Annotated in this window: 27 protein-coding genes; 12 read left to right on the plus strand and 15 right to left on the minus strand. The window is 39.4% G+C overall.

Annotated elements, in window-relative coordinates; genetic code table 11:
• Window positions 1-90: 90 nt before the first annotated feature.
• From A2U94_RS12665 to A2U94_RS12675, 3 genes are all read left to right on the plus strand, one after another.
• Window positions 91-801, plus strand: a complete 711-nt coding sequence (locus A2U94_RS12665) for a M50 family metallopeptidase (RefSeq protein ID WP_025909265.1) — start codon at window positions 91-93, stop codon at window positions 799-801.
• Between the two features lie 791 nt (window positions 802-1,592).
• A complete protein-coding gene (locus A2U94_RS21570; protein ID WP_025909266.1) occupies window positions 1,593-2,846 on the plus strand; it encodes a L,D-transpeptidase family protein in 1,254 nt (417 codons plus the stop codon).
• A 558-nt stretch (window positions 2,847-3,404) separates the two neighbouring features.
• The gene (locus tag A2U94_RS12675) at window positions 3,405-3,593 is read left to right on the plus strand and encodes a hypothetical protein (RefSeq protein ID WP_025909267.1); all 189 of its coding nucleotides are present in this window, start codon (window positions 3,405-3,407) and stop codon (window positions 3,591-3,593) included.
• Between the two features lie 30 nt (window positions 3,594-3,623).
• Here A2U94_RS12675 and A2U94_RS12680 read toward each other — a convergent pair whose 3' ends face one another.
• On the minus strand, window positions 3,624-4,526 hold the full coding sequence (locus A2U94_RS12680) for an NAD(P)/FAD-dependent oxidoreductase (RefSeq protein ID WP_025909268.1): 903 nt from the start codon (window positions 4,524-4,526) through the stop codon (window positions 3,624-3,626).
• Window positions 4,527-4,626: 100 nt separating this feature from the next.
• Complete coding sequence (locus A2U94_RS12685; protein ID WP_025909269.1) at window positions 4,627-6,513, minus strand: hypothetical protein; 1,887 nt, start codon at window positions 6,511-6,513, stop codon at window positions 4,627-4,629.
• Window positions 6,514-6,652: 139 nt separating this feature from the next.
• On the opposite strand from A2U94_RS12685, the gene A2U94_RS12690 reads away from it, so the two are divergent.
• Window positions 6,653-7,246: a YdbC family protein gene (locus A2U94_RS12690; protein ID WP_025909270.1), complete on the plus strand. Its 594-nt coding sequence runs from the start codon at window positions 6,653-6,655 to the stop codon at window positions 7,244-7,246.
• A 32-nt stretch (window positions 7,247-7,278) separates the two neighbouring features.
• Here the strand turns inward: A2U94_RS12690 and rpiA are convergent, their stop codons facing one another.
• Window positions 7,279-7,947 (minus strand): ribose-5-phosphate isomerase RpiA, encoded by a 669-nt coding sequence (gene rpiA / locus A2U94_RS12695; RefSeq protein WP_025909271.1) that lies wholly within the window; start codon window positions 7,945-7,947, stop codon window positions 7,279-7,281.
• 15 nt (window positions 7,948-7,962) lie between these two features.
• Window positions 7,963-9,471, minus strand: a complete 1,509-nt coding sequence (cls, locus tag A2U94_RS12700) for a cardiolipin synthase (protein WP_025909272.1) — start codon at window positions 9,469-9,471, stop codon at window positions 7,963-7,965.
• A 293-nt stretch (window positions 9,472-9,764) separates the two neighbouring features.
• Between cls and A2U94_RS12705 the strand changes: the two genes are divergently transcribed.
• On the plus strand, window positions 9,765-10,259 hold the full coding sequence (locus A2U94_RS12705) for an NUDIX hydrolase (RefSeq protein WP_025909273.1): 495 nt from the start codon (window positions 9,765-9,767) through the stop codon (window positions 10,257-10,259).
• 55 nt (window positions 10,260-10,314) lie between these two features.
• Window positions 10,315-11,424 carry an AI-2E family transporter gene (locus A2U94_RS12710; RefSeq protein WP_025909274.1) on the plus strand — a complete coding sequence of 370 codons (1,110 nt, stop codon included), beginning with the start codon at window positions 10,315-10,317 and terminating at the stop codon, window positions 11,422-11,424.
• A 31-nt stretch (window positions 11,425-11,455) separates the two neighbouring features.
• On the opposite strand, the gene A2U94_RS12715 is transcribed toward A2U94_RS12710, so the two are convergent.
• The 4 genes from A2U94_RS12715 to A2U94_RS21575 form a co-directional block, all read right to left on the minus strand.
• On the minus strand, window positions 11,456-12,115 hold the full coding sequence (locus A2U94_RS12715) for a haloacid dehalogenase type II (protein WP_025909275.1): 660 nt from the start codon (window positions 12,113-12,115) through the stop codon (window positions 11,456-11,458).
• Window positions 12,116-12,206: 91 nt separating this feature from the next.
• Window positions 12,207-12,680, minus strand: a complete 474-nt coding sequence (locus A2U94_RS12720) for a hypothetical protein (protein ID WP_025909276.1) — start codon at window positions 12,678-12,680, stop codon at window positions 12,207-12,209.
• A 439-nt stretch (window positions 12,681-13,119) separates the two neighbouring features.
• Window positions 13,120-14,600 (minus strand): IS1182 family transposase gene (locus A2U94_RS20715; RefSeq protein WP_502686067.1). Its coding sequence is split into 2 segments (ribosomal slippage): window positions 13,120-14,039 and window positions 14,039-14,600, totalling 1,482 coding nucleotides; the frame shifts between segments, so codons are not numbered across the junction.
• Between the two features lie 117 nt (window positions 14,601-14,717).
• On the minus strand, window positions 14,718-14,885 hold the full coding sequence (locus A2U94_RS21575; protein WP_165932531.1) for a hypothetical protein: 168 nt from the start codon (window positions 14,883-14,885) through the stop codon (window positions 14,718-14,720).
• Between the two features lie 159 nt (window positions 14,886-15,044).
• On the opposite strand from A2U94_RS21575, the gene A2U94_RS12735 reads away from it, so the two are divergent.
• Window positions 15,045-15,506: a staygreen family protein gene (locus A2U94_RS12735; protein ID WP_025910103.1), complete on the plus strand. Its 462-nt coding sequence runs from the start codon at window positions 15,045-15,047 to the stop codon at window positions 15,504-15,506.
• 16 nt (window positions 15,507-15,522) lie between these two features.
• Here the strand turns inward: A2U94_RS12735 and A2U94_RS12740 are convergent, their stop codons facing one another.
• The 6 genes from A2U94_RS12740 to pgsB all read right to left on the minus strand — a co-directional run bounded on the left by A2U94_RS12740 (window position 15,523) and on the right by pgsB (window position 22,174).
• Entirely contained in the window at window positions 15,523-17,082 is a 1,560-nt protein-coding gene (locus A2U94_RS12740) for a gamma-glutamyltransferase family protein (protein WP_035320814.1), read from the minus strand.
• Between the two features lie 384 nt (window positions 17,083-17,466).
• On the minus strand, window positions 17,467-17,664 hold the full coding sequence (locus A2U94_RS12750) for a CapE family protein (protein ID WP_025908231.1): 198 nt from the start codon (window positions 17,662-17,664) through the stop codon (window positions 17,467-17,469).
• A gap of 16 nt (window positions 17,665-17,680) precedes the next feature.
• Entirely contained in the window at window positions 17,681-19,243 is a 1,563-nt protein-coding gene (locus tag A2U94_RS12755; RefSeq protein ID WP_025908232.1) for a gamma-glutamyltransferase family protein, read from the minus strand.
• Between the two features lie 21 nt (window positions 19,244-19,264).
• The gene (locus tag A2U94_RS12760; protein WP_025908233.1) at window positions 19,265-20,494 is read right to left on the minus strand and encodes a CapA family protein; all 1,230 of its coding nucleotides are present in this window, start codon (window positions 20,492-20,494) and stop codon (window positions 19,265-19,267) included.
• Window positions 20,495-20,526: 32 nt separating this feature from the next.
• Window positions 20,527-20,976, minus strand: coding sequence for a poly-gamma-glutamate biosynthesis protein PgsC (pgsC, locus tag A2U94_RS12765; RefSeq protein ID WP_025908234.1), 450 nt, complete (start codon window positions 20,974-20,976; stop codon window positions 20,527-20,529).
• Window positions 20,977-20,992: 16 nt separating this feature from the next.
• Window positions 20,993-22,174: a poly-gamma-glutamate synthase PgsB gene (pgsB, locus tag A2U94_RS12770; protein ID WP_025908235.1), complete on the minus strand. Its 1,182-nt coding sequence runs from the start codon at window positions 22,172-22,174 to the stop codon at window positions 20,993-20,995.
• Between the two features lie 751 nt (window positions 22,175-22,925).
• Between pgsB and A2U94_RS12775 the strand changes: the two genes are divergently transcribed.
• From A2U94_RS12775 to A2U94_RS12790, 5 genes are all read left to right on the plus strand, one after another.
• Entirely contained in the window at window positions 22,926-23,525 is a 600-nt protein-coding gene (locus A2U94_RS12775; protein WP_224840043.1) for a hypothetical protein, read from the plus strand.
• 118 nt (window positions 23,526-23,643) lie between these two features.
• Entirely contained in the window at window positions 23,644-23,796 is a 153-nt protein-coding gene (locus A2U94_RS21195) for a hypothetical protein (protein ID WP_156413456.1), read from the plus strand.
• A gap of 24 nt (window positions 23,797-23,820) precedes the next feature.
• Window positions 23,821-24,159: a DMT family transporter gene (locus A2U94_RS12780; protein ID WP_025908237.1), complete on the plus strand. Its 339-nt coding sequence runs from the start codon at window positions 23,821-23,823 to the stop codon at window positions 24,157-24,159.
• Window position 24,160: 1 nt separating this feature from the next.
• Entirely contained in the window at window positions 24,161-24,475 is a 315-nt protein-coding gene (locus A2U94_RS12785; RefSeq protein WP_025908238.1) for a DMT family transporter, read from the plus strand.
• Between the two features lie 58 nt (window positions 24,476-24,533).
• Complete coding sequence (locus A2U94_RS12790) at window positions 24,534-24,719, plus strand: twin-arginine translocase TatA/TatE family subunit (RefSeq protein ID WP_025908239.1); 186 nt, start codon at window positions 24,534-24,536, stop codon at window positions 24,717-24,719.
• Window positions 24,720-24,781: 62 nt separating this feature from the next.
• Here the strand turns inward: A2U94_RS12790 and A2U94_RS12795 are convergent, their stop codons facing one another.
• Window positions 24,782-25,024 carry a helix-turn-helix domain-containing protein gene (locus tag A2U94_RS12795; RefSeq protein ID WP_025908240.1) on the minus strand — a complete coding sequence of 81 codons (243 nt, stop codon included), beginning with the start codon at window positions 25,022-25,024 and terminating at the stop codon, window positions 24,782-24,784.
• Between the last annotated feature and the right edge of the window lie 5 nt (window positions 25,025-25,029).

Below are 25,029 nucleotides of genomic sequence, written 5' to 3' on the forward strand. Positions count from 1 at the left end.
GTAAGGATAACGATTAAAAATTGCTCTTTCTGTTTTAAACAAGGTAAAGTAATAGTAGCTTTGATTTTATACGCAAAGGAATAGAATACTATGTCACAACACACCATTTTGTATGCGTTTATCGTTCTTGCCATTATTTTAACAAGAGGCATTCCGTTAGCAGGCCGGCAAATGCACGGCCTTAACCAAGGTCTCACACACATAGGGCGCTATTTTTCTAATTTAAATACGCTTTTGCACGAGGATGGTCATGCCCTTATGGGGCTGATTTTCGGAAAAGGTGTAAAGCGAATCGAGCTATACACAAACACAGAAGGAGTAGCCATTACGTCGACCTATGCTGGTGCTCGCGGCTGGCTTCCTCGCGTTATTATTGCACTAGCCGGTTATCCTTTTAGTTCGGCCATGACGTATTTATTCTTTTATCTGCTTATACAACATCGCTACGACTTACTGTTTTATGGATTAGGGGGTATTTTATTATTCAATCTTCTTTTCTTAGTAAGAAATCGCTACGGAGTACTTTGGCTTGCGTCCATCCTTGTTATTTTAGGAGGGATTTACTACCTAAATTCCCCCGCTCTCGTTATGTATAGCATGATGTTTGTTGGAGCCATTTTGTTGGTTGAGTCTGTTTTATCAGCAGCTGTTATTTTTGTATTAAGCGTCAAGCAACCCTATCATGCCGGTGATGCAACCAGCTTAAAAGAGCTTACGATGATTTCAAGTCGCATTTGGGGACTTTTGTTTTTCGCTCAAGCTTTATACATCGCTTATTTAAGTATTACACTACTACACTAGAAAGGCTGGGGCATAAGTAATTCGGCTCATGATAAACCTGAACAATTGAGAGTTCCTCACTTTTAATGGTTCAGGTTTTTTGCTGATTGCGAAAACGATTTCATAAACAGAGTAGAATGGAGCGTAGGACACTCGACTCCTGCGGGAAAGAGAGGGAAAACTGAGATCCCACAGCGAGGAAGCTCAGGTTCCTCTCCGCGGAAAGAGAGTGGCCGTAGCGCAATGAAACGTGTTCTGACAACGTAAAGAAGTGAAAAAAGGGATTGTTCGTCGTTTTGAAAATTTGTTTTGTTATGTCGCACCCTCTTTTAACATTGATAAAAAGAAAAAAAAGCACCTTCCTCTTTTCTTTTTAGACTTTCTGTCAACTTCCCCTGTCGAACGCTTATCAAAAACCGACGTTAAAAATCTAGTTATTTTGACATAACCCCAAGAGAAAGATGTCGAAAATAGTGGGTTCATACAGAGAATTAGAGATGGATACTTCCTCCTATTTTGTATATATCTGGTATAATAATAGTTATTAAAAACTATTATAGTTTAGAGTTTTTTATGAAGGGACGTGATTACTTACACAAATACCTTAGTCCACTCTACTCCTAGAAATGGAGTGAACGTGATTTGTAAACATTCGCACCCTATACTCCTCACTTTATACACTTACGTTCATTCTCGCACTATTTTTACGCAACATATCACCTAGATATCGAAAAAAGCAAGCGCTATCTTTTTTTGAATTACTTGTAATTCAAAACGTGTAAACGGCCAAAAAATAAAAGGGGGATGGTCCGTTGGCAAAGAAAAAAACAAAGGTAAGTGTCTTATTTTTAGCGGTAATTTTAGTAATGGGAACTCTCTTCTTCAGCGCAAATAAAACAGAAGCTGCAGGAAGTACAACTCATTTCATCGTCATCAACAAAGCAAACAATCAATTAGCTTATTACAAGAACAACAAGCTCGTTCGTACGTTTTCAGTTGCAACTGGACGAACGAATTCACTTACACCAGAAGGTAAGTTCCGCATTGTTAATAAGATTGTAAATCGTCCTTATTATACGGGCAAAATACCGGGAGGAGATCCACGAAATCCATTAGGAAATCGCTGGTTGGGAATTAACGCTCGTGGTACAAATGGTACAACGTATGCTATTCACGGTAACAACAATCCTAGTTCCATCGGAAAGTACATAAGCAGCGGATGCGTTCGTATGTACGATAACGAAGTGGAATGGTTATTCAGTCAAGTAACAGTGGGAACTCCAGTCGTCATTACGAATTCATCAAAATCATTTGACGCAATTGCGGCAGCTAATGGATACAAAGTATCTGGCAGCAGTCAGCCTTCCCAGCCGGCTATTAGCGGTCTTAAAAAAGGAAGCCGTGGCAATGAAGTGCGCACGCTTCAGCAAAAGCTCACTTCTCTTGGTTATGATACAAAAGGCGTGGATGGAATTTTTGGAAACAATACAGACACGGCTTTAAGAAGATTCCAAAAAGATCGCGGCTTATCTGTTAACGGCGTGGTTGACTCAGCTACCCAAAAAGCGCTAAACGGAGCAAAACCAGGCGTCAAACCACCAGCAACAAGCACTGGTTTAAAGAAAGGAAGCCGTGGTAACGAAGTGCGTGCTCTTCAACAAAAGCTTACCTCTCTTGGCTTTAGCACAAAAGGAATTGACGGCGTATTTGGAAATAATACGGATGCTGCTTTGCGTCAGTTTCAAAAAGCTCGCGGACTATCTGTCACTGGAGTCGTTGATGCTGCTACGCAAAAAGCGTTAAACGGAACAACAGCTAGCAAGCCTTCTTCACCCAGCAAAGGCCCTAGTTTAACGTCAGGGCCAATTTTGAAGCTTGGTAGCAAAGGAGATGCAGTTAAAGCACTTCAACAAAAGCTTACTTCTCTTGGCTTTAACACTCAAGGTGTGGATGGTATGTTTGGTTCTAATACCAGCGCTGCTGTTCGAAAGTTTCAAAGCGCAAACGGCTTAGCTGCTGATGGAATTGTTGGTCCAAACACGTATAAAGCTCTTTCTTCTAAATAATACGATTAATCAAAGAGGCTGGGACATAAGTAATTCAGCCAATGATAAACCTGAACGATTGAGAGTTCATAACTTTTAATCGTTCAGGTTTTTTGCTGATTGTGAAAAACAATGTTGGAAACAGGGTGGAATGGAGCGTAGGACACTCGACTCCTGCGGGAAAGAGAGGAAAACGTGAGATCCCGCAGCGCAATGGAACGAACGTGTTCAGACAAACCAAAGAGATGGGAACAGCTAGTGTTCGTCTCTTAGAAGCAATCATTTTGTTATGTCCCAAACTCTTTTTCGTGTTCTCTATGTATAAACCTTTACTGTAACTAGCATAATACAAGTGAATATGGAAGTTTACAAGTGCTACTCATTCCACATAACGAAGGTGTTGTTTATCGCCTGCAAAGTCTTGACATACTCTTTTTTCAATTGTGACAAAAGACACCTAGATTCACGAAACAAGTCGAAACTGTTTATGGTTAAGTCTTTTTTTCTAAAGCTTTATTTTCACAATTTCTTCAAATGTCTGCACCGAACGCTGGCGAACTTTCAAAAAGGAGAAGAACAATGGAGAATTTACGAAAAAGCTTAGGTTTTAACACGATGCTTGTCATTATCTCTCTGAGCATCCCGCTTATTTTAACGCAAATTTATGTGTCTCCCTTAACCGGTTGGACACTGCTTATCTTTAGTCCATTTGGAACGATTATTGGTGCGGTTAATCTATTCAAGCACCATATCTATACAAGCCAATAACAACCTCCTTGAAAAAGAAGGTTGTTATTTTTATACTAGCAAACGCTTATGAATCCAAATGGCTGCTTGAACCCCTTCTCCCATAGCTACTGCTGCTTGTTCTGAATGAGCAACTAAATCTCCAGCCGCCCACACGTTTTCTACGTTCGTTTCTTTCGTTCGATGATTCGTTAATACATGGTTATTCTCTGTCGTATAAACACCTAGCTGTTCTGCTAAATGACTTTGCACTTTGTTGCCACCTAATGCTAAAAAACAATGATTGGCATGAATTATTTCACCACTTTGCAATTTTATTCCTTTAAACTGACTTTTCTCTTCAACCAACACTTTTTCAATTTGTTCGTTTTTATACGTTAACTCTTGCTCCTGAAGTTTTCGCTTTGTCTTAGTAGGCAAGACCTTCATTTCTTCATCAACATAAACAACATCCTTTGTCCAATGAGTTAATGTACAGGCAAGGTTGGCTCCCGCTTCTCTTCTACCAATTACAATTACTCGACTGTCTTTTACTTCATAGCCATCGCAGTCTGGACAAATATAAACGCTAATGCCAAGACAACCAATCAGCTCTGGAAAGCTTGGCAAGTGATCTTTAATACCCGTGGCTAACAAAACTGTTTTACATTGATAGCATTCACCAGATTTTGTGTTTAAAATGATACCTTGGTCTTGCTTAGCTGCTGATATCACGTAGTCTGCTACAAACTGCACGTCATAACGCATAGCTTGCTTCTTCCCACTCAACCTTAATTCTTCTCCACTTACACCTTCTGGCCATCCTAATAAATTATGATATCTGTTACATAAATTTGAACGACCGTCATTGGAATCAATCACTAAGGTTTGATGACAGTACCTGCCAAGCTGAATCGCTGCTTGGAGACCAGCAATTCCGCCTCCAATAATAATGCAATCATAATAGTTCTCCAATGCTATTCGCCCACCTTAAAATTTTTTACCAGTAGTAATATGCACTTTTACGACTGAAATTATGAACCCACGAAAAAAAAGCAGCGTCGATTCGCTGCTTTTAATGAATAAAAATCCCCCCATGACTTTCTACCGCGTGCTTTACCACATAATATAAGCCTCGCTCGAACTCTTTGTTCATTTTTGTTTGAAGAAACCTTTTTACATAGTAACCCCATTCTTCACCTTTTGTACGTTGAACCGCTATCCACTCCTTCATGTCTTTACTCGTTACCTCATCTGAGACGTACGCTTGAACCGCTGAGAAAAGAGAAGTCGCTACAGCTTGGAACGTCCGCTGACGATCGGTGGCTGAATGATAAGAAGTCGACCATCCTGAAGGCTGGGTGACAAATCCGTAATAAAGCGCGGTCGCTAGTTGGCTGGTCAGCTCCTCATGAAATGTCTTATCGCTATCGTCAGGAAGACTTGAATGCAAATGGTTAATGGCCTGCGTTATGATTGGAGGAGCTAATATACTAAGATAAATAGGATTAAGCTCTGCACCAACTTGTGTTTGTGCGGTCCGAGCTTGATTTACATAAACCATTTCGGACAACTTATGATCATCTTCATCGCTTCGATTTAGATTGGAAACCAAATCTACATCGGCAGCCGTGAGGTAATAAGAAAGTTGAGTAGCAACTACTTGTTCTTCTCGCTGAATACATCCTTGGATTGCTGCAGATAAACGGTGCTTTTTCGCTCGTTCTTCGGCGTACCTTTCACCTTGTAAACGCTCAGCATGGGTAAAGAGCAGCTGTAGCTTATTTCCGTACCCATATGCAATTAGATGTTTTAACGTATCAATCTTTATTTCGCGTGAGGCATCGTGAGTATATATAATATGATCCGCTTCTTTCACTTGATCATAAAGACTGGTTCCTCTTCTACTATCTTGGATGACAATAAGCTGTTCTTTTACTGAAGGAATAGTGGCATGGATAGACGTAATAAGAGGATAGCAGCTCGCTCCATCTGCTTTTTCCGCTTCCGTCGTTAAGCGATGTAAGGCCGTAAAGTAATGAGCCCGACTTTCCGTTGAAATGAATGCAAACTGAGGCCAGTCATCAATTCCATATGACCAAGTAAAATCACACTTTTCTTTAAATGATCTTTCAATACATGTTAAAAGCGTTTCAATTAGCTGCCGGCACTCTGCTTTTTGTAAAAACAGCTGTTCAAAATCCTCTGTTACTTCCTTGCTTTCTTCTAAAACCGCACTTGCGATACTTTTAATGGATTCAACATACTGAAAAACTCGCTTTGTGCTTTTGGCAGTGGAAGCTTGTTCTGTAAAATAACGAGGACCATACGGAACCTCTCCAAATAAAGCTTCAAAGTGTAGCTCGGGGTTTCCGTGCACAAGTGCAAATGCAAGGTCGTAGTCCGTGCCTCCATTTGCATAAACCAAAGCACTTTCAATTAAAGATTTTTCAAGGTTTTCATATACTTCTTGGCGTGATCGGAACGACACCCTTGCTTCATAGGCAGCACTATGCGTCATCTCATACACCGCATCGTAACTTGCTTTTCGGAAACGAATGGGAAACTTTTCGCGCGCAGGGTGAATACCAAAAACAGCACGAACGATGGATGTTTTCCCACTTTGCGCTTCTCCGATTAGTGAAATCTGATAAGCATCCGGACTTTTGTTCACTGTTGGAGTATCTGGCTCGTCCACTTCATCATAAAATGCGTTCACCACGCGCTGGTCGTAGCGTGCTTTCGCTCGTCCTTTTACAGTGCTTGTCCAATACTCTTCTATACGTAACAGTTCATTCAGCTCTTCAACAAGCACATCTACTTCTTCTTGTTCATCACATAGATAACGCTTGACAATCGGATATTTCTGTCCGTTTTTATCTGTCTGAAACGGATGTTGAAATAGTACACACCATCCTTTTCGACTAACGGATGGGAATGCTTTTGCTCGAAAAAACTTCATTCTATCTCCCCACTTTCTATCGAAAGACCTTATAGTTGAAATGTATGGGACGATAGAAGTATGTATGTCTGTAATTTTCCGAATAAAGGAAGGATTTTTCTAACAAAGAGCGAACCTTTGTTAAAGAGGTGATGAGAGCATGTTAACAAAAATTATAAAAGGCAGCATACCGATGGATAAAAAGGGGTCATTTTCCTATGCTCAACAGCATTGGGCAGCGCTTGCCCATGTCGATGGTTTTATTGGACAGCTAGGGGGATGGAATGTTGAAGATGAAACAGATACGTGCATTATTGCATTATGGAAAGATGAAGACTCTTACCAAGAGTTTATGAAATATACGCACGACTCTATTTTCTACAGCAGCAACCAAGATCAAACCTATACGGCGCTTGATGTATCCATTTCAAACCCTTCACAGTTTATCGGCGGTCGCTACAATTATTATCGAAGCAGCGCGATGGAAACACGCTATTTAATGAAGACGGAAATTGAAGTGGACTTTTATGATCAAAAAGATGTAGAAATGTTAGTGCAAAGCTTAGTAAATCCTTCATACAGGTGCTTATCTCATATCGTTGCTCCGCTAAAACATAATGACATAACTATTTTTACGCTTTACAGCGCAGCGTGTCCAACGAAAACAGTTGATACGCTTGTCCATCCTAACGTTTTGCAAGCTCGCCAGTACATATACAAATTAGAACAGAATTGGAACGTTCTATCTCGTTAAAAACTAAAAGCTATGGCATCTGCCATAGCTTTTTATGGTGTTATCATATGGACTTGCTGATTACGGATTGTAATGACTCGACTTGTCATATGATTAAACAAACCATTTTCAACTACTCCTGGTATCATATTAAGGGCTACTTCTAGCTCACGAGGTCGTTTAATTTCTTGAAAGTGACAGTCCATTATATAGTTTCCATTATCCGTAATAAAAGGCGTATGGTCTTCTAACAATCTGAGCCGTGGTACACACCCAAGGTCTCTCATATGTTTAGCCGTCATTTCCCATCCAAAACGAACTACTTCTACCGGTAAAGGAAACGCACCAAGCGTTTGAACTAGTTTCGTTGAGTCCGCAACGACAATGAACTGTTCAGATGCTTTGGCGATTATCTTTTCACGTAGAAGTGCCCCACCTCCACCTTTTATGAGTGCAAATTGATTGTCCACTTCGTCTGCTCCGTCAATGGCAAGGTCTAGCTTGTTAACGTCTGCCAGCGTCACGAGAGGAATACCGATTTGGCGGGCAAGCTTTTCTGTTTCTTTCGAAGTGGGTACTCCTTGTATGCGAAGGCCGTTTTTTACTCGTTCACCAAGCTTTAAAATTGTGTAATAAACGGTTGAGCCTGTTCCTAGACCAACAATCATGTCGTCTTTTACAAACTCAGCAGCTTTTTCACCGACCGCTTGTTTTTCAACCATAAGCGTATCTCTCCTTTATAATATTCCTGAAAATAAGCGCGCGAAGGATTCTTTTGATCGCTCTATAAGACCTCGCTTATAGAAAGCAACGGGCTTAATAAGTTCGCTGTCTTCCATATCTTCTTCAAAGTGTTTAATTAAATCTTGAATAGCTTTTGAATTCATTAAAAAAGCGTTTACTTCAAAGTTTAAGTGAAAGCTTCTCATATCCATATTGGCTGTTCCAACAGAAGCAAAATCGTCATCAATAATGACAATCTTTTGATGCATAAAGCCTTTTTGATAAGAATAAATTTCGATTCCGGAACGAATGAGTTCTCCAAAGTAAGACCTTGTTGCGTACTGAGTAAGAAAGCCATCATTAATTTCCGGTACCATGATTCGAACGTCAATACCTTTTTTAGCAGCAACTCGAAGCGCTGTTCGAATCGTTTCATTTGGAACTAAGTAAGGAGTTGAAATCCAAATCGATTTTGTGGCACATGCAATCATAGCGTAATAGTATTCGCTCATATTTTCATGGGTATCAGGCCCAGTCGCAATAATTTGTGTAAAACCATCTCCTGAAGTGGAAACCGCCTTTGTGTAGCGCTCTTCAATAATTAAATTTTCTCCGGAAACATACTCCCAGTCAAATAAAAAAACTGCATGAAGAGTTTGTACGGATTCTCCTACTAGTTTTAAATGTGTATCGCGCCAAAAACCAATTTCTTTGTTTTCTCCCAAGTATTCCATACCGATGTTTAAACCACCGACAAAGCCAACTTCACCGTCAATGACAATGATTTTACGATGATTGCGGAAGTTAAACTTTTGATTAAAAAAGCCGCTTTTAATCGGTGAAAAGGCATAAACTTTAACCCCACTGTCTCTTAGCTCTTTAACATCCGAGCCTGATAGTGAGATGCTTCCAACGGTGTCAAAGGTAAAGCGAACTTCGACACCTTCTTTTGCCTTTTCAATCAGCAAGCTCATGATTTCTTTTCCAAGCTTATCAGAGTGAATCATATAATATTCCATATGTATAAAGTGTTTTGCATTCTTTAAACTTGCCGTTATTTCTGAGAAAGTTTCCTGTCCGTTTTTTAGAACTCGTGCTTTTGTGCCGTTGTTTACTTTTGTAAACGAAACTCGCTCCGAATACTCAGCAAATGAGCGTTGATGAGGGCTTAGAGAAGACAAGTCTATCTTTGCTTCTTTTTCTTTTTCCGTCATGCGTTTGAGCGTTTCACGGTTGTTCATTCTCTTTGATTTAAATAAGTAGCCTTTAAGGTACAGCTGACCTGAGTATAGATAAAAGATGTAGCCCACAACAGGGAAGAAAAAGAGAACATACATCCAAAGTAGCGTACTATGAGGCGTCCGATTTTCGAGCATTAAGGAATAGATGCTGATGAAGATGAGCACTGCATATAAAGTAACTAGCGCGATTTTCCATTCTTTCGATAAATCTGTAAAGAAAAAAAGATAGGAAGATACGAGCATAATAAATAAAAAGATAAAGTCGACTCTTCTTTTTTTCATTGTGTATTCTCCAAACTATTGATTAGTTACTTTTGTATTCCCTTTTATGCATATGTTTAACCCTTGTAGAATCAGCATTTCCATCTGAGCATAAAAATACTCTTAACAAGAACCGTTCTTTCTTAATTAGCAATTAAAAAAATACTCTCTGCTTGGCATGGTTGCCACTGAGGACTGTTTAATGAGACTTCCTATACTCAACTCGTCAGGAATCTTCCTTTTTACTAGAAAGCTAAGTTGAAACATATGTTAAAATGAGAATTATGCAATTGGAGAAAGTTGGTGAATATAGAATGGATCGATATGATCGTGCCTTTGGAGTATATGGCATTTGTATACAAGATGGAGAGATTCTCGTCATTCGCAAAAATCGCGGACCTTATATTCATCGTTTTGATTTACCCGGTGGTCAGCTTGAGCATGGCGAGACGCTAGTAGATGCGATGCAGCGAGAGTTTTTGGAGGAAACAGGTTTTGAAGTGAACATTACGAAACAAGCAGGTACAGCTGATTTTCAATATCCTTGCCTCTGGAAAGAGTTTACTCATGTTCACCACATTGCGGTCTTTTATCATGTAGTGATTAAAGGCGGAGAGCTAATACATATGCCGAGTCAGTTCGAAGGACAAGATGCAGCTGAAGCACTGTGGATTCCCATGGAAAAGTTGGATAAAAACAACGCTTCTCCTCTCGCCTTAAAAGCCATTGAAGCTCATTCTCTTTCAGCTTGGCCACATCAGCCAGAAGTCTATGATAGCTGGAAGCTAAAGAAAACGTTTGAAGAGTAATTAGATAAGGGTATGATAGTGATATTGTTTGACTTATTTATTTGGAGGTAATGAAGTGTCAAAAGCAAAGAAGTTTCAATTTTGGACGATTCAGCTTGTGCTAATCGCATTGTTCATTTACATTTGTACGAAAATTTCATTTGTATTTGAACCAATCGTTGTCTTTTTCACAACGCTCTTTTTCCCTATTTTAGTATCTGGATTTTTATATTTCTTATTTAGTCCTATTGTCTTTTTCCTTGAAAAAAGGAAAGTACCAAAAACGATTGGGATTCTCGTATTGTACGCCGTTTTTATTGGCGTGATTTCGCTCGCGATTGGAACATTAGGCCCAGCTCTTTCAAAAGAAGCTAATCAGTTTGCCGATAAAGTCCCAACTTACGTAGAAAAGAGCCAGGAAGCGATTAATAATTTATCAGAAACAAAAGGATTCCAGTGGATTGTTGAGCAAGAATATGTATCAATTGAAAAGATTGAGGATTCCCTTGCAAATTTTTCATCTACGCTTACCACTGGTGTCACGAGCAGCTTATCAACTATTTTTAGCGTTTTGACTAACATCACGCTTACAGTTGTGACCGTGCCGTTTATTTTGTTTTATATGTTAAAGGACGGACATAGCTTACCTAAGTACATCGTTAAGCTTTTCCCACCATCTTATCGTGATGAGGGTCTAAAGATTTTAGAAGAAACGAAAGAAACGGTGGCTACTTATATTCAAGGTCAAATGCTTGTTGCACTGTTCGTTGGTGTGTGTGCATCCATTGGTTACTTAATTATTGGATTGCCGTTCGCACTCGTACTGGGCTTAATTGGTGCCGTAACAAATATCATTCCATACTTAGGTCCATTTTCCGGAGCTGCTCCGGCTGTTGTTATCGGAATCTTAGACTCTCCTACAAAAGCACTTTTAGTTATTCTTGTTATGGTGATTGTTCAGCAGCTGGAAGGAAACGTTATTTCACCTCTTATTATGGGTAGAAAGCTAAACATCCACCCGCTGACCATCATTTTACTGCTCTTGGTAGCTGGAAACTTAGCAGGAATTTTAGGAATGATTTTAGCCGTACCGTTCTATGCGGTTGTTAAGACATTAGTGCTTAATATCGTTCGTTTAATCAAGTTACGATCAAGGTCCAAAACAGACCCCGAGGCCTATAGCTAGAGCAAAAAAACAGGACGCGTGTTCTGTTTTTTTATTTGACTAAATTTGTTAAGTCATGAATTACACGATTAGGCGTTAATTCACGATGCTCCGGCACTTGATGATCACGGTTTACCCACACAGTTGAAAATCCGTAATTCTTTGCTCCAGCAATATCCCACGGATTTGATGATAAGAAAAGCACTTCGTCACGTTCCACTTCTAGCTTATTCGCTGCGTAGTGATAACTAGCCATGGACGGCTTGTACTGTTTGATTTCGTCAATAGAAATGACATCATCAAATAAAGGTGCTAACCTGTGGTGAGCTACGAGTGGATCAATCATATGCTTAGGTCCATTTGTAAAGATGGCAAGCAGATGTCCTTTTTCTTTTAAATACGCCAGTACTTGTTTCACTTCAGAGTACAGGTTAAGCTTGAAATAAGCATGAAGTAACGCTTCTTCACTTTCAGGTGTTACTTTCTCATCCACAGCATCTATAGCATAGCGTAATGATTTTTTTGTGAGTTCATAAAAGTCAACATAGCGGTCCATAATTTGGCTTTGCATCGCATATTCGATTTGTTTTTGGCGCCACAACTGACTTATTTTTGTTCCTTTATCAGGATAGTATTCTTCACATGCTTTAATCACGGTATGTACATCAAATAATGTTCCGTACGCATCAAATAAAATGGCTTTAAACTTCATTATCAGACCTCCTCCCTTATTCATTGTACCCCCTCTTTAAAAAACATAACGGAGTTTCAATAAAAAAAAGCACATGAGTTCATATGCTTTTTCACTGATTATAATCCCATGCAACGGTCCATTCTCCTTCATTTTTAACTGCGAATACATATTGGTCAATGGAGAAGTTCCCATATTTCCCTTTATAAACTTGAATCACTTTCATTTGATAAACGTCTGTTAACTCTTCGCCATCCGCTGTCATTTTCCATGTATCTAGTTTTTCCACTTCCGTAATGTCATAGGAAAATGTTTCGACACCAAAGTGATTAAAAAAAACATGAGCACGGTCCTGAATATAGGCACCCTTCTCGAAACGAACTTTCATAGCGGGATGAAAGGATTCCCACGAATCTGAGAAGTTTCCTTTTTGTTCAAGGTCATAGAATTCTTCAATCGTATTTTTAGCATGATATGTGGAAGAGAAAAAGGTAAATTGAAATCCCAAAGCACCTATAGTCAATACGGCTACGAGCCCTACAATGACGAGCATTAGTTTAATGAATCGCCTTCGCTTGTTATACAAACCCTCTGCTCCTTCGCAAATTGTAGTTTTATTTTCTACTATAAAGCTTATTCATTAGAACAAGCATTTAGCACATTTAATAAACGTAGAGTAATACGAGACTTCGTTTGATAATTTCTCTCTGCTTAGCATGATTTCCATTCCAGATTGCTCCCTTTCCGCAGGGCGAGCGCTGAGCCTCCTCGTATACTGCGGGGTCTCATCTCGCTTATTAGTCCCGTAGAAGTCTCGCATCTTCCATTCCAATCATGGGCTTTTGATAAGAACTGGTCTATCTTCTAATACTTTAAAAAGCACTCTTCTCAACTAGTACAAAGAGTACCTCTTTTCTATCTAACTTTCATCATTTCTGACGTCCTAAGCTTTATTTTCTTCAAATGTTGGAACAAATTTATTTAATCAATAAAAGAGAAACACAAAACTAAAAAAAAACCACTTGTCAGTGGTCAGATTGACGAGAAACCTGTAAGGTTCTCGTCAATCTGAGGCTCTTTTCATTTTTTATAGTGAAACAAGTAAATATTTCACAAACAAATCGTCGTTTTCCATAAAAATCGCCCATTACCTGACCTGTTTTGGTCAGGTAATGGGCGATTTTTTTCATGTTTTGACAAGCTGCCGTCAGATACGCCTGCATCTGGACAGACTTCAGCCCTCGATACCGGGCATATCGATACCCATTTAGCTCTTTTGCGTCGGCAAAGCTACGCTCAATCGTCGTGCAACGCATACGATAAAGTTGTTTACCTGCTTTTGTGCGCTTATTTAGACGCGCTTGTTCTTTGAATCTCTCCCAAATGTGACGTGTCACCACGCGTTGTTTTTGGGAAGCGGAAAAACAACCGTCTCTCATTGGACAAACGGCACAATCACTTGGATTTGATTTGTAGGTACGATCTCCTGTGCGACTGGTAGTCGCATACGATAAAATGCACCCCATTGGACAAGCGAATACATCTTTTTCCTGTACGTAGTGAAACAGACGTTTTGGCACGTCTTTGTTTGACGATCCAAAACGCCGATAGCCCATCACCATAAAAATCCCTTTTTCAGAAAGGCGTTTACAAATATGGCTTGTAAAATACCCGGCATCTAATGCAACAGCTTCAACAGAAAAGCGAAACTTTTTTATTTGTATGTCAAGGCGGTCAAGATAAGGAACAGAGTCAGCCACATTGCCAGCTGTAATACAGGTGTCTGTAATAATATTATGTTTGACATCCACCGTTCGATGATCTAAATAATGAAAGCCATCTGGCTTTCCATCTCTCATCATAAAACCACTATCGGGATCCGTTGTACTGATGCGGGTTTGTTTTTGTAAGGCAACGCCTTCCTTTCGAGGACTTAGTTCTTTTTTCCGTTTTCAAGACGATCTTCGTTGACGGCTGCTTCTAACTCTTCCATATACGCTTGTCGGCGGGACTTCTTTGGTTGTTTTTCATATTTATGTTTATTTGCATTCGCTTTGATATGAGTCGAGTCTGTCATTAAAGCACGTCCACCAACCATGCGATGTTCTATCGCCTGGCGAACAATTTCATCAAAAATGTCTTCAAAAATCGTCGTATCTAAAAAGCGTGTTCGGCGATTAAAACTAATCGTCGAATGGTGAGGAACGGCATCCGTTAACGATAAGCCTAAGAACCATCGATACGCCACATTCGTTTGAATTTCTTTGGCAAGTTGACGTTCGGAACGAACGCCATAAAAGTAACCAATAAACATCATTTTGAATAGCGTAATGGGATGAATGGAAGGACGTCCATTGTCTTCACAATAATAAGGAAGAAGCTTTTCTTCAATAAAGCTAAAATCAATTGTCGCTTCAATTGTACGCAAAAAGTGATTGGCAGGAACTAAATCTTCTACAGAAACCATCACTTGTTCATCTCGATGATTTTTAAGTGCACCCATCATGTTTCATCAACTCCAGTCTTTTTTTATCAGTGTTACCACTGATAAAAAAAGACTGACATAAAAAAGCTGTTGAGAACAAAGTTTCTCAACAGCCTGACCACTTGTCAGTGGTCTTTTCTACACAATTTGAAACGCCATCTGCATGGCTGCCAGAAATCCAATAAATACGAGAAACGTCACAAGGCCTTCTTTCCAGTCAGGTCTATCTCCTCGAACAAATTTTGCGATGTCGTATGAAAGCATCGCGGCTAAGAATATGGATAGAACAATATAAAACGGCTCCATTTTCTTCCCCCTTTTCCACTTTGTTTTTAGCGTTCGTTAGTCGCCTACACTTTTATAGATTAGCTGTTTTAGATAGGCGTTGTAAAGAATAGGGGTTTGAATGACTTTTTTTCCTAGTGCGGGCATAGACTACTTAAAAGCATGAAAGGATGACGCAGGATGGTTGCATTTAATCCTGAAGAGTTTAGCGTTACATACCGACACGGCGCAACTCCTACCCAGCCTTTTTTTAAAAGGCGCTATACGCTGACTTATGTCTCTGAAACGGATTCCCTGTATTTAATTATTGGAGCTTCATTTGCTAAAGACATGCTCAACGAACAGCGAAACGAACTTTTTGGGGAATGGGTTCATTACAAAGATACAACCGCTCTTTACGTATACGTTTTCATTGGTGATCACCATACTGATAAATCGATTCAAGCCATTCGATACGCTATTTTCAATAAAGAAATGCCGGTGCTTTTAACTGCTTTACGATACGGAGATCATTTCTTCTTTAGGCAAATGCTTGACTTGGACCACGCTCCGATTTACGTTCATTATCATTCAAATTATTCAGAGTTTCATACGATCCGCTACATGGAAACTCCATCCGTCTACGAAACGATAAAAAGGTAGCCCCTGCTACCTTTTCTTAGCTATGCTTCCACACACCGTTTCGGCGAGAATCACCGACACCTGTTATCCTGCCGTTACCAAGATCTTTCACAAGCAGCTGAATGCCTCCGTAATAGACGTCGCTTGTTTTGCTTTGTACGTCAAAAGCACTCATCTGCTCAATTACTTCTTCAGGCGTAGTTGGCTCGATATAAAGAGTATCTTGATCAAAGATAAAGCGAGGCGTTTCAACCGCTTTTTCCAACCCTTCTCCTCCTTGAAAATGGCGGGCTAATACTTGATTTAACACCTGTGGAATACGAGTTCCCCCCGGCGTTCCTACTCCCATTACCCATTCTCCTTCCTTGCGGATAATTAAAGGAGATGTAAACGTTCGGGCTCTTTTCCCAGGCTCAGGGTTATTTACGCCGATTGAGCCATACGTATCAGCATTATTATTAAGAAAAAAGCCATCTACTTGCTTACCTAACCCAAAAAAATTGCTTAGCGTATTGGTCGTGGATACGGTCGTACCTTCCTTATCAATAACGACAAAATGAGTCGTACTTTCATGTTCTTGGTCTGCACCTTCCACTTCACGTTTTTCTGAGTTTTCTAATAAACTTTCAATGTATTCATCGCTAAGGAAACGCTCTACATCCTGTGGGTAAAAAGCAGGATCGCTAATCTCTTTTACTCGGTCAGCGTACGCTATTTCTTTAATTTTCTTAATAGCCTTATAGTCGACTTTTCGCTCGTTTATGTTAACGTTTTCTTTCTCCATCATTTTTAACATTTGAATAACCGTAATACCTGAAAATGGAGGTGGAGCCGCAATGATTTCATTTCCTTTGTATGTTGAAACAACCGGCTGTCTTTCTTCCACTTCATATTCTTGCAAATCTTCTAGTGAAATGCTTGTTTCTTCTGCTAGACGATTGGCAATGTCCTTTTGATAAAAGCCAGCCGCTCCGTTTTGTTTAATATACGTTAACTGTTCAGCAAGCTCAGGCTGCTTTAGCTCCTCTCCTGCTTTTATAGCTTCCCCCCTCGGAAAGAAGCTTGATAAATTGCTGACGTCCATCCGTCCACTTGCGTAAAATAATCGGCTCGCTAAGAGTTCGTCTACTTTAAATCCTTTTTCGGCATACTCAATAGCAGGATCAATCAACTTTGTCATAGACGTTGTTCCATATTTTTTATTCACATATTCCATTCCTGCTACAAAGCCAGGAACTCCCGTTTTTCCTTCCAAAGAGCTAGGTGCTACTTCGCGGTAATCAATGAAGGTCGGTTCTTCACCTTCTTTGGCAATAAGCATGCCGCCACCGCCACCAATTCCAGAGCCGTACGGTTCGACAACGCCTAGCGCGTAAGATACAGCAATTGCTGCATCTACAGCATTACCTCCATCTTTTAGTACCTTCATACCTACATCAACTGCAATGGGGTTGGAAGAGCTAACTCCATAAGATGAATCTCCATTGCTAAATAACGGCGTGTTATTTTCATCGTGATTACGAACAAACCATACTGAAGTCGCAATTAATACACATAAAGAAACTCCTCCTATAAGAGCTCTCCGTTTATTCCACATGCTGTTCACTTCTTTCTTTGTTGTGTGTAGTATAAAAAAGAGTTTGGGACATAACAAAATGATTGCTTCTAAAAAACGAACAATAGATGTTCCCATCTCTTTGGTTTGTCTCAACACGTTCGTTCCATTGCGCTACGGCCACTCGCTTTCCGCGGGGAGGAACCTGAGCTTCCTCGCTGCGCTGCGGGATCTCCGTTTTCCCTCTCTTTCCCGCAGGAGTCGAGTGTCCTACGCTCCATTCCACCCTGTTTCCAACATTGTTTTCACAATCAACAAAAAACCTGAACGATTAAAAGTTATGAACTCTCAATCGTTCAGGTATAGTAAGGACTGAACTACTTATGTCCCAGCCTCTTTTAATCACGCTAACCGACGATGATTTACTTACTTGTTTAAAGATAATGAAGGTTGCTCAGTCGTTGTTTGCTGTTCAGTTTGCTCCATCATTTTTAAGTTCTTTTCAATTTTTTGTTCTTCAATTGTTGATAAAGTTGTTGGATGCTTTAAAGCTCCTAACGTAACCACAACTCCTGCTACGATAACAACTGGGGCTACTACTCCTACAATACGTTTAACTACCATGATTATTCCTCCTCAATTATTCTGTACTTTTATCCCACAAACCATGCCTTCTTTTATCTGCGCTTCCTGAAATCGTATACTCATTTCTATCTTGAATGAGGGCTTGTACCCCTCCGTAAAACATCGGATTATCGGTTTGTTTCACATCATATCCGTACGTTTTCAATCGATCTTTCACATCATTTTCAAGTTCTTTTTCAGAATATAGCTTGTCAGAATCAAAGATGACGCGGCTTGACTGCACTGCTTTATCAATCGATTGACCACTGTCAAAATAGTTGCCTAGCACCTGCGTTAACACCTGTGGAATTCGGTTCCCTCCAGGTGTCCCGATTCCCATTACCCACTCATCTTCACCGCGGATAATAGTGGGCGCTGTGAATGTACGTGGTCGTTTACCTTCTTCAATTTTATTAATGCCTTCACCAAAAGTACCAAGCGTGTTGTTTAAAAAGAAGCCTTCGATGTTTTTTCCACTTCCGAAGAAATTACTTAGCGTATTGGTTGTGGAAACAACCGTTCCTTCTTTATCTATTACAACAAAATGCGTTGTACTTTCGTGCTCTTCTACATCGCTAACTTTCGTTTTTTTCGTACGCGTTTCATTAATTTTATTTCCTAATAAACGAACGTAACGATCATCGATCCAGTCTTCAGGAGCTTGCTTAATGAAAGATGGATCAGCTACTTTATCTAATCGATCTTGATAAGACACTTTCGATATTTCACCTAGGTAGTGGTTAAACAAGCTTGGCTTTTCATTCTTTAGTTCCCAAATTTGTTCTTCATCAGCAAGCTTTAGCATTTGAATAAGCGTGACGCCTGAAAACGGCGGTGGAGCACTAATGATGCGATTACCTTTATAGTTCGTTTCTAAAGGCTTTCGCTCTACTGCTTCATAATCGCGCAAGTCTTTTTTTGAAATCTCCGTCCCATCAGCGATTTCATCACCAATATCTCCGCGATAAAAAGCAGAAGCACCTTCTTCTTTAATCGTTGTAAGAGTCTTAGCTAAATCTTTTTGCTTTAAGACTTCTCCCGCTTCAATTGCTTCTTCATTCGGATAAAACTGCTCAAGCTCATCTTCATCTAAGTTTTTTTGATACGAAATCAACCTATCATGAAGATCTTGGTCCACTTTAAAGCCATCTTTTGCGTAAGAAATCGCAGGGTTTATTAACTCACTCATTGATTTTGTTGCATAGTTTTGGTGAATGTATTCCATCCCAGCGACAAAGCCTGGAACACCTTCTTGCTCATCTTTATCTGAATTCGGAGCGACTTCGCGGTAATCAATAAAGGTAGAATCTCCATCAGCTGGATCAATCAGCATACCACCACCTCCACCGACACCGGAGCCATATGGCTCAACAACGCCTAGTGCATAGGAAATCGCAATCGCTGCATCAACAGCAGTACCGCCATTTTTCAGTACATCCATCCCCACTTTTGTTGCGTAAGGGTCGGATGTACTAACGGCATACTCTTTTTTGGGAAATAAAAATTGATACGCTACGACGCTAATAATGAGAGAAAAGATGATAATGGCTACAAAAAGCAATTTTCGTTTTTTCATCATCTTTCATCTCCTTTAGCTGAATTATTGTTGTGTGTATGCTTCTTCTGTATTGTTAGCAGGAGCATCATCACTTTGGTTTTGACGTTCCTGCGATCTCTTCATTACGTGTGTGTGATCAAGTTTAATTTGAAACTTCTTATCCTCTTTTTCTAAACGACCTTCATTTGATGCGTACTTTGTTAAGTCGTTGTAAATTCGTTTCATGCGCCATGGATTATCTGTTGGCGTAGGACTACCTTCTTTAATAATCATCGGAATGACATCTACCGTAGCTTGGCCCTCTTTATTTAAGTTGTACTGAACCATCGCCGTATTTTTTGTACTTGACCAACCTTGGTCAAAGACAAAGTTTCCTAGACTATAGAAGATAATTGAACCATTATAAACATCAAATGACTGTAAAACGTGAGGGTGATGCCCGATGATGATATCCGCACCTGCATCAACCATTGCTTTTGCTAAGCCCTGTTGACGCTCACTAGGCTCTACATCGTACTCTGCACCCCAGTGCGCGTTTACAACAACTAAATCCGCATTTTCTTTCGCTTCTTGAATTGTTTCAAAAATAACATCTGGATCTGCATCTAAAATGCCTGGGTTATTCTTACCGGCCTTCATTCCTGCAACATATACGTCTGTGAAACCAACGGATGCAATCTTCACACCGTCTACTTCTTTATATGAAATATGTTTCGCTTCTTCTTTATTACGACCAGCACCGACATAGTTCATACGGTTTTTTTCAAAAGATGCAAGCGTATCTTCTAGACCTTTTGTACCGTAATCCATCGCGTGGTTATTCGCTAGGTTTAATACATCAAATCCTGCATTTTTCATTGTTTTTAAATCTTCTTCTTCACTGTATAAGTGAATGCTTTTATCAATCTTCTCGTAAGAATCTTCGTCGTTTGTTAAAATAGGAGACTCATAGTTTCCACTCACATAGTCAGACTCATCAAAGAAAGGCTGAACATTTCGAAAAACAAAATCTTCTCCGTGACGGCTCGTCACTTCTTTGATATGTCGACCCATCATAATATCCCCAACCATCGTTAAGGTGATATCATCACTTGACTCTTTTTTTGCAAGATTAGGATCTTGAAGCGCATCCGAACGCTGAACCCAACCTGCTAGTGCCAAAACAAGGATTAAAATAGGTGTAAGGATAAGTGCTTGTTTTCCACTGCTTGGCTTCGTTCGTTTTATGAACATCAATACTTTTTCCTGAAAGTTTAGCTGCTTTTTCTTCACTGATGTTTGGCCTCCTTTCTTTTAACTTTTTATTAAAATAGGTAATAAATTTGCATTACACCAAACGTGATTCCACTTAGCAATACTGTTGTTCCAACCGTTAATGGTACACCTTGCTTTTGCATTGAGTTGGCGATTAATCCTGGTACGATAACTCCAATACCACGTAGCTCAAATACTTCAAATGGTAGGACAGGATAGAAATAATCAAAAATGACTTTAATTGCAATTCCTGTAATTAACATTGCGGTGAACTTACGACGTCCATATAAAATAACTACTTTTGAAATACCATAAACAACAATTACATATGTTAGTAAACTGATAACAAATACAACGACAATCATCATTGGCTGATCAAAGATAAGTGCCAAGTACCCTGGAACAATTAACCCTGCAGGTAGTACACCTGTTTTTTCCGTAAAAATTAAGCTGAGAGTTATCCCTAATACAAGGGCAATATATAAATCTGATCCGAACATGAAATGGCCTCCTAGATTAAACTGCTTTTTTCATCGTTTTCATTTCAATAATCGCTTCTACAAGTGGCTCTGCTGAACCATGAATATTTCCGACACCATAGACAATGCGATCTTTTAAATATGGTTTCATGCGCTCAAGAATTTCTTCTGTTGATGCACCTTCCATATCCCAGAACTCTTTCGTTGGTAACGTTCCTTTTGCATACGCATCCGCAATCGGTGAGGTTGTCTGACCAATTGCAATCATCACATCTGCTTCTATATAAGGCATTACGTCAACCGCGAATTGTTCTGTGCGATCGACACGGTCTGGACGGCAGTTCATGATAACAATCGGAAGCTTAGGGCTATAGTTCATAGAATCTACACGCTCCCAAATACGAAGTGTTGATGAAGCATCATTGGCTGCAAATCCATTTACTAAGAAAGCTGGATTACTTGTATCTCCAAACTTCGTAATTCTCATTGCACCTGGATCTGGCTGAGCGTTTAGCATTCCTCTCATTGCCGTTTCTTCATCAATGCCTAGTGCTTCAGCAACAGCTAAACCAATTGAAGCATTATCTGGGAATACCATGTAATCAAACTTACGTAAATACTCTTCAGAAATACGATCATTATCAGCAACGATTACTTTTGTATTTCGCTCCGCTGCAACCTTTTTGTAATACTCTAAATAAGGACCTTCAATTGTAACAAGGTGTCCATTATAAGGAATTGTCGCTAGGAAAGCTTGGGCAACTTCATCTAAAGTTGGCCCCATTACATCCATGTGATCCTCAAGTACGTTTACAATAACGCCCACTTTGGCTTGAATAAGCTGGTTTTGAAATGTAATTTGATAATCTGGCTGAACGGCCATACATTCACAAATAAGTGCTTCGGCTCCCATATCGGCAACTTCATTTACAACGCGTCGTTGCTCTCCAATATTTGGCCCTTCTTTACGACGGATAATTGGTTCTTCTTCTGATGTGTGCCAATAAATCATTCGCGCTTGGGTACCTGTTGTTTTTCCAACTGTTTTGTAACCTGCTTCTTTTACAATTCCTGTTATTAAACGCGTAACAGTTGATTTTCCTCGAATACCGTTAACATTTACTCGAACTGGAATTGAATGCAGTTTACGCAAATGTCTACGATACTCCCAAATGCCATAGCCTAGTAAAAATAAGCAGCATAGGACTATTAAGATCATCTCTTATCCTTCTCCTTCCAAAATAGCGCTGACCGCTGAAATTGTTAGCGTTCATCTGCGATTTCGCTTCTCTTCTCTTTATCTAATTTCATTTTTACGTTTGGGCTCGAGCACCAAATTCAACAGGTCTAAACCTACCACTCGCACGAAGAAACGGTCAATAGCTCAAACGATACATGTTTTTTGTATTGGTTATAAAAGGTCAAGGAGCTTTCACAACGCTGTCGTTTCCAAGCATTTTCTCTAGCATTCGTGACCATTCGCCTAATAGAAGCTCTTTAATCCTTTATTTTTTTTTATATTTTTTACACATTCACATTACGAAGATGCAATATCTTTAATACATGAAACATTCCTGTAATGTAAAACCCTTAAAAAGATTACAAATGAATTTAATTTTACTTTTCACTCCATAATCTTTCTAATGTGATTGTTAAAATACTGATTTTTCACTAAAATGAGCATGTTCCTATAGTCATTAAAGAAAAAGTAAGATATATAATTTGATAGACTCATAAAGAGAGTAGTCAGAAAGGTTACACTGACTACCAAATTCACATACATAGACAAACTTTATAACCATTTCTGTTTTAGGAAGATAGATGTTCTTTTTCACGATTGAATTTTAAATATTTTGGGTATAAAGCTCGTAGACAAATATAAATTGCATGACAGAGGTGAATAAATAATAATCGACACGGTGCTTTATTTTTCTTTTACTGCTTTATATATTGCCTTGTTAGGTTGGGGCTTGTTTCTTTATAGAACGCGAACAAGTCATTCTTTTACATATTTTTTATTAGTCGTGATGCTAGGGCTCATTTATGACAATGGTTTATTAGCGATCGGCTTGTTTATTGGTGAAGGATCCACTCTTGAAACGCTAAACCTATGGAGATTTCTAGGTCATGCTTTCTTCACTCCTACTCTTGTACTTTTTGCTTTGGGTATTGGGAGGCATGCGAAACTGCAATGGGCTAAGAAAAACGTTACTCTTTATAGCTTTCTCCTTATTACCATTACCTTAATCGTGTATGAAATCACAGAGATTATGCATCAAACCCTTCAACCAGTCGTCGAATATGGCATACTTCGTTATACGCTAGTTGGCGCGCACAGTGGACCACCAATTATGGTTTTAATCGTGACGTTTATTTTACTTTTAGTAAGCATTTCACTTTTTCGCCATACTAAATGGAATGTGATGCTGATTGGAGTTGTTTTAATGATTGCAGGAAGTGCTATTCCACTTCCGATCGAGAGCGGTGCCGTAACAAATACATTCGAACTTATTTTTATGACAGCACTAATGATGACAATGTCAAAATTCCTTCTAAAAGAAGCAGGATAACTCTTGCTTCTTTTTTTCTAGTTTGATATAGTTTCCCCTACCGAACGTTAGGTAAATTGAAGAGTTATCTGATCGATTATTAACATCCATCTTTGAACAAGGAATTGCAGAAGGAACAATGCGAGACGAGAAAATTGACCGCTACATTAACAGCTTTTATTGCTTAGCGGATGGGTTATTTATTCAGCGCTTTTACTACGATCAAGAGCGCTATTCTACCAAAATAAAAGATGCTTGGAACGTTTTTTGGTTAGGAATTAAAAAGGAATAAAAGAATGTTAAAGGAGTTTTATCCATGGCTTGGATTTATTTAATTATTGCAGGTTTGTTTGAAATTGTGTGGGCAATGGGCCTAAAGTATTCAGAAGGCTTCACTCAGCTTTGGCCTTCTGTTGTAACCTTAATCGCAATTGTCATTAGCTTTTTCTTCTTTTCAAAAGCATTAAAAGACATTGCAGTTGGGACTTCTTATGCCATTTTTACAGGTATAGGCGCAGCAGGAACAGCCATCATTGGCATGGTTGCTTTAAATGAAGATGCGAGCTTAACCAGAATCTTTTTCTTAGTGTTAATGCTTGTTGGTATTGTTGGTATTAAGCTGGTATCGAGTGATGATGTAAAGGAGGAAGGCTAATATGGCTTGGATTGCTTTAATTGGAGCAGGAATATGTGAGGTTGGGTTTGTTATTTTTTTAAAACTGTCAGATGGTTTTAAGCGCCTGCTTCCTTCTATTGGGTTTAGCGCATTTAGCCTTGCCAGCTTTTATTTACTTTCCTTAGCTCTACGAGACATTCCAATCGGGACTGCGTATAGCATTTGGACTGGTGTTGGGGCAGTAGGAAGCGTATTATTAGGGATGTTTCTCTTTAATGAAAAGAAAGATTGGAAGCGTCTTTTATTTATCTCCTTTATTGTCATTGGCGTAATTGGGTTAAAATTCACTTCTTAACAACATAATCCATGCTATAATGAACTTGTATTGATTCTTTGACTAGGAGACGATGACCATGAACCTTGGTTTTGGAGAAATTGCGCTGATTGTCTTTGTTGCTTTGCTTTTATTCGGCCCAAAAAAGCTTCCTGAGCTTGGAAAAGCAGCAGGAAAAACGCTGCGAGAGTTTAAGCTTGCTACCAAAGGAATGATGGAAGACGATGAAGATGATAAGACAAAGAAAACACAAAAGCAAGTATAACCCTACTTCTTAGTCATAACGCATAAACAAAGCAGATGCCCATGTGGACATCTGCTTTTTATTTACTGCTTTTGCTGACCTTCTTTTAAGACAGTTTCCCAAAATCCTGGTGTATACTCAAAGCTAAATTTCTTTGCTGCTTGTACAATTTTAACATTCAGCTCTTGCTTAATATCTTCACGTTCTGAGGCGCATGCGGCTTGAGCTGCGCTCTTCACTTTCGGAGATAGCCTTTGCAGAAGCTCTTCAACAGCTTTTTCATCATCTTTTTTCACTCGTTCAATTAATTTATAAAGAGTTGTCATGTAAC

The organism is Bacillus sp. VT 712 (genome assembly GCF_001614195.1).
GTDB classification, from domain to species: domain Bacteria; phylum Bacillota; class Bacilli; order Bacillales; family Bacillaceae_H; genus Priestia; species Priestia flexa.

What these genes read in the sequence shown, in the direction of transcription:
- A2U94_RS12780 (WP_025908237.1), top strand. Translation starts at nt 23,821, where the DNA reads ATGGCTTGGATTTATTTAATTATTGCAGGTTTGTTTGAAATTGTGTGG.
- A2U94_RS12665 (WP_025909265.1), top strand. Translation starts at nt 91, where the DNA reads ATGTCACAACACACCATTTTGTATGCGTTTATCGTTCTTGCCATTATT.
- pgsC (WP_025908234.1), bottom strand. Translation starts at nt 20,976, where the DNA reads ATGTTCGGATCAGATTTATATATTGCCCTTGTATTAGGGATAACTCTC.
- A2U94_RS12795 (WP_025908240.1), bottom strand. Translation starts at nt 25,024, where the DNA reads ATGACAACTCTTTATAAATTAATTGAACGAGTGAAAAAAGATGATGAA.
- A2U94_RS21575 (WP_165932531.1), bottom strand. Translation starts at nt 14,885, where the DNA reads ATGGAGCCGTTTTATATTGTTCTATCCATATTCTTAGCCGCGATGCTT.
- A2U94_RS12705 (WP_025909273.1), top strand. Translation starts at nt 9,765, where the DNA reads ATGGATCGATATGATCGTGCCTTTGGAGTATATGGCATTTGTATACAA.
- A2U94_RS12735 (WP_025910103.1), top strand. Translation starts at nt 15,045, where the DNA reads ATGGTTGCATTTAATCCTGAAGAGTTTAGCGTTACATACCGACACGGC.
- A2U94_RS12715 (WP_025909275.1), bottom strand. Translation starts at nt 12,115, where the DNA reads ATGAAGTTTAAAGCCATTTTATTTGATGCGTACGGAACATTATTTGAT.
- A2U94_RS12755 (WP_025908232.1), bottom strand. Translation starts at nt 19,243, where the DNA reads ATGATGAAAAAACGAAAATTGCTTTTTGTAGCCATTATCATCTTTTCT.
- A2U94_RS12740 (WP_035320814.1), bottom strand. Translation starts at nt 17,082, where the DNA reads ATGTGGAATAAACGGAGAGCTCTTATAGGAGGAGTTTCTTTATGTGTA.
- A2U94_RS12750 (WP_025908231.1), bottom strand. Translation starts at nt 17,664, where the DNA reads ATGGTAGTTAAACGTATTGTAGGAGTAGTAGCCCCAGTTGTTATCGTA.
- A2U94_RS12685 (WP_025909269.1), bottom strand. Translation starts at nt 6,513, where the DNA reads ATGAAGTTTTTTCGAGCAAAAGCATTCCCATCCGTTAGTCGAAAAGGA.
- pgsB (WP_025908235.1), bottom strand. Translation starts at nt 22,174, where the DNA reads ATGATCTTAATAGTCCTATGCTGCTTATTTTTACTAGGCTATGGCATT.
- rpiA (WP_025909271.1), bottom strand. Translation starts at nt 7,947, where the DNA reads ATGGTTGAAAAACAAGCGGTCGGTGAAAAAGCTGCTGAGTTTGTAAAA.
- A2U94_RS12785 (WP_025908238.1), top strand. Translation starts at nt 24,161, where the DNA reads ATGGCTTGGATTGCTTTAATTGGAGCAGGAATATGTGAGGTTGGGTTT.
- A2U94_RS12790 (WP_025908239.1), top strand. Translation starts at nt 24,534, where the DNA reads ATGAACCTTGGTTTTGGAGAAATTGCGCTGATTGTCTTTGTTGCTTTG.
- A2U94_RS12690 (WP_025909270.1), top strand. Translation starts at nt 6,653, where the DNA reads ATGTTAACAAAAATTATAAAAGGCAGCATACCGATGGATAAAAAGGGG.
- cls (WP_025909272.1), bottom strand. Translation starts at nt 9,471, where the DNA reads ATGAAAAAAAGAAGAGTCGACTTTATCTTTTTATTTATTATGCTCGTA.
- A2U94_RS21195 (WP_156413456.1), top strand. Translation starts at nt 23,644, where the DNA reads ATGCGAGACGAGAAAATTGACCGCTACATTAACAGCTTTTATTGCTTA.
- A2U94_RS12675 (WP_025909267.1), top strand. Translation starts at nt 3,405, where the DNA reads ATGGAGAATTTACGAAAAAGCTTAGGTTTTAACACGATGCTTGTCATT.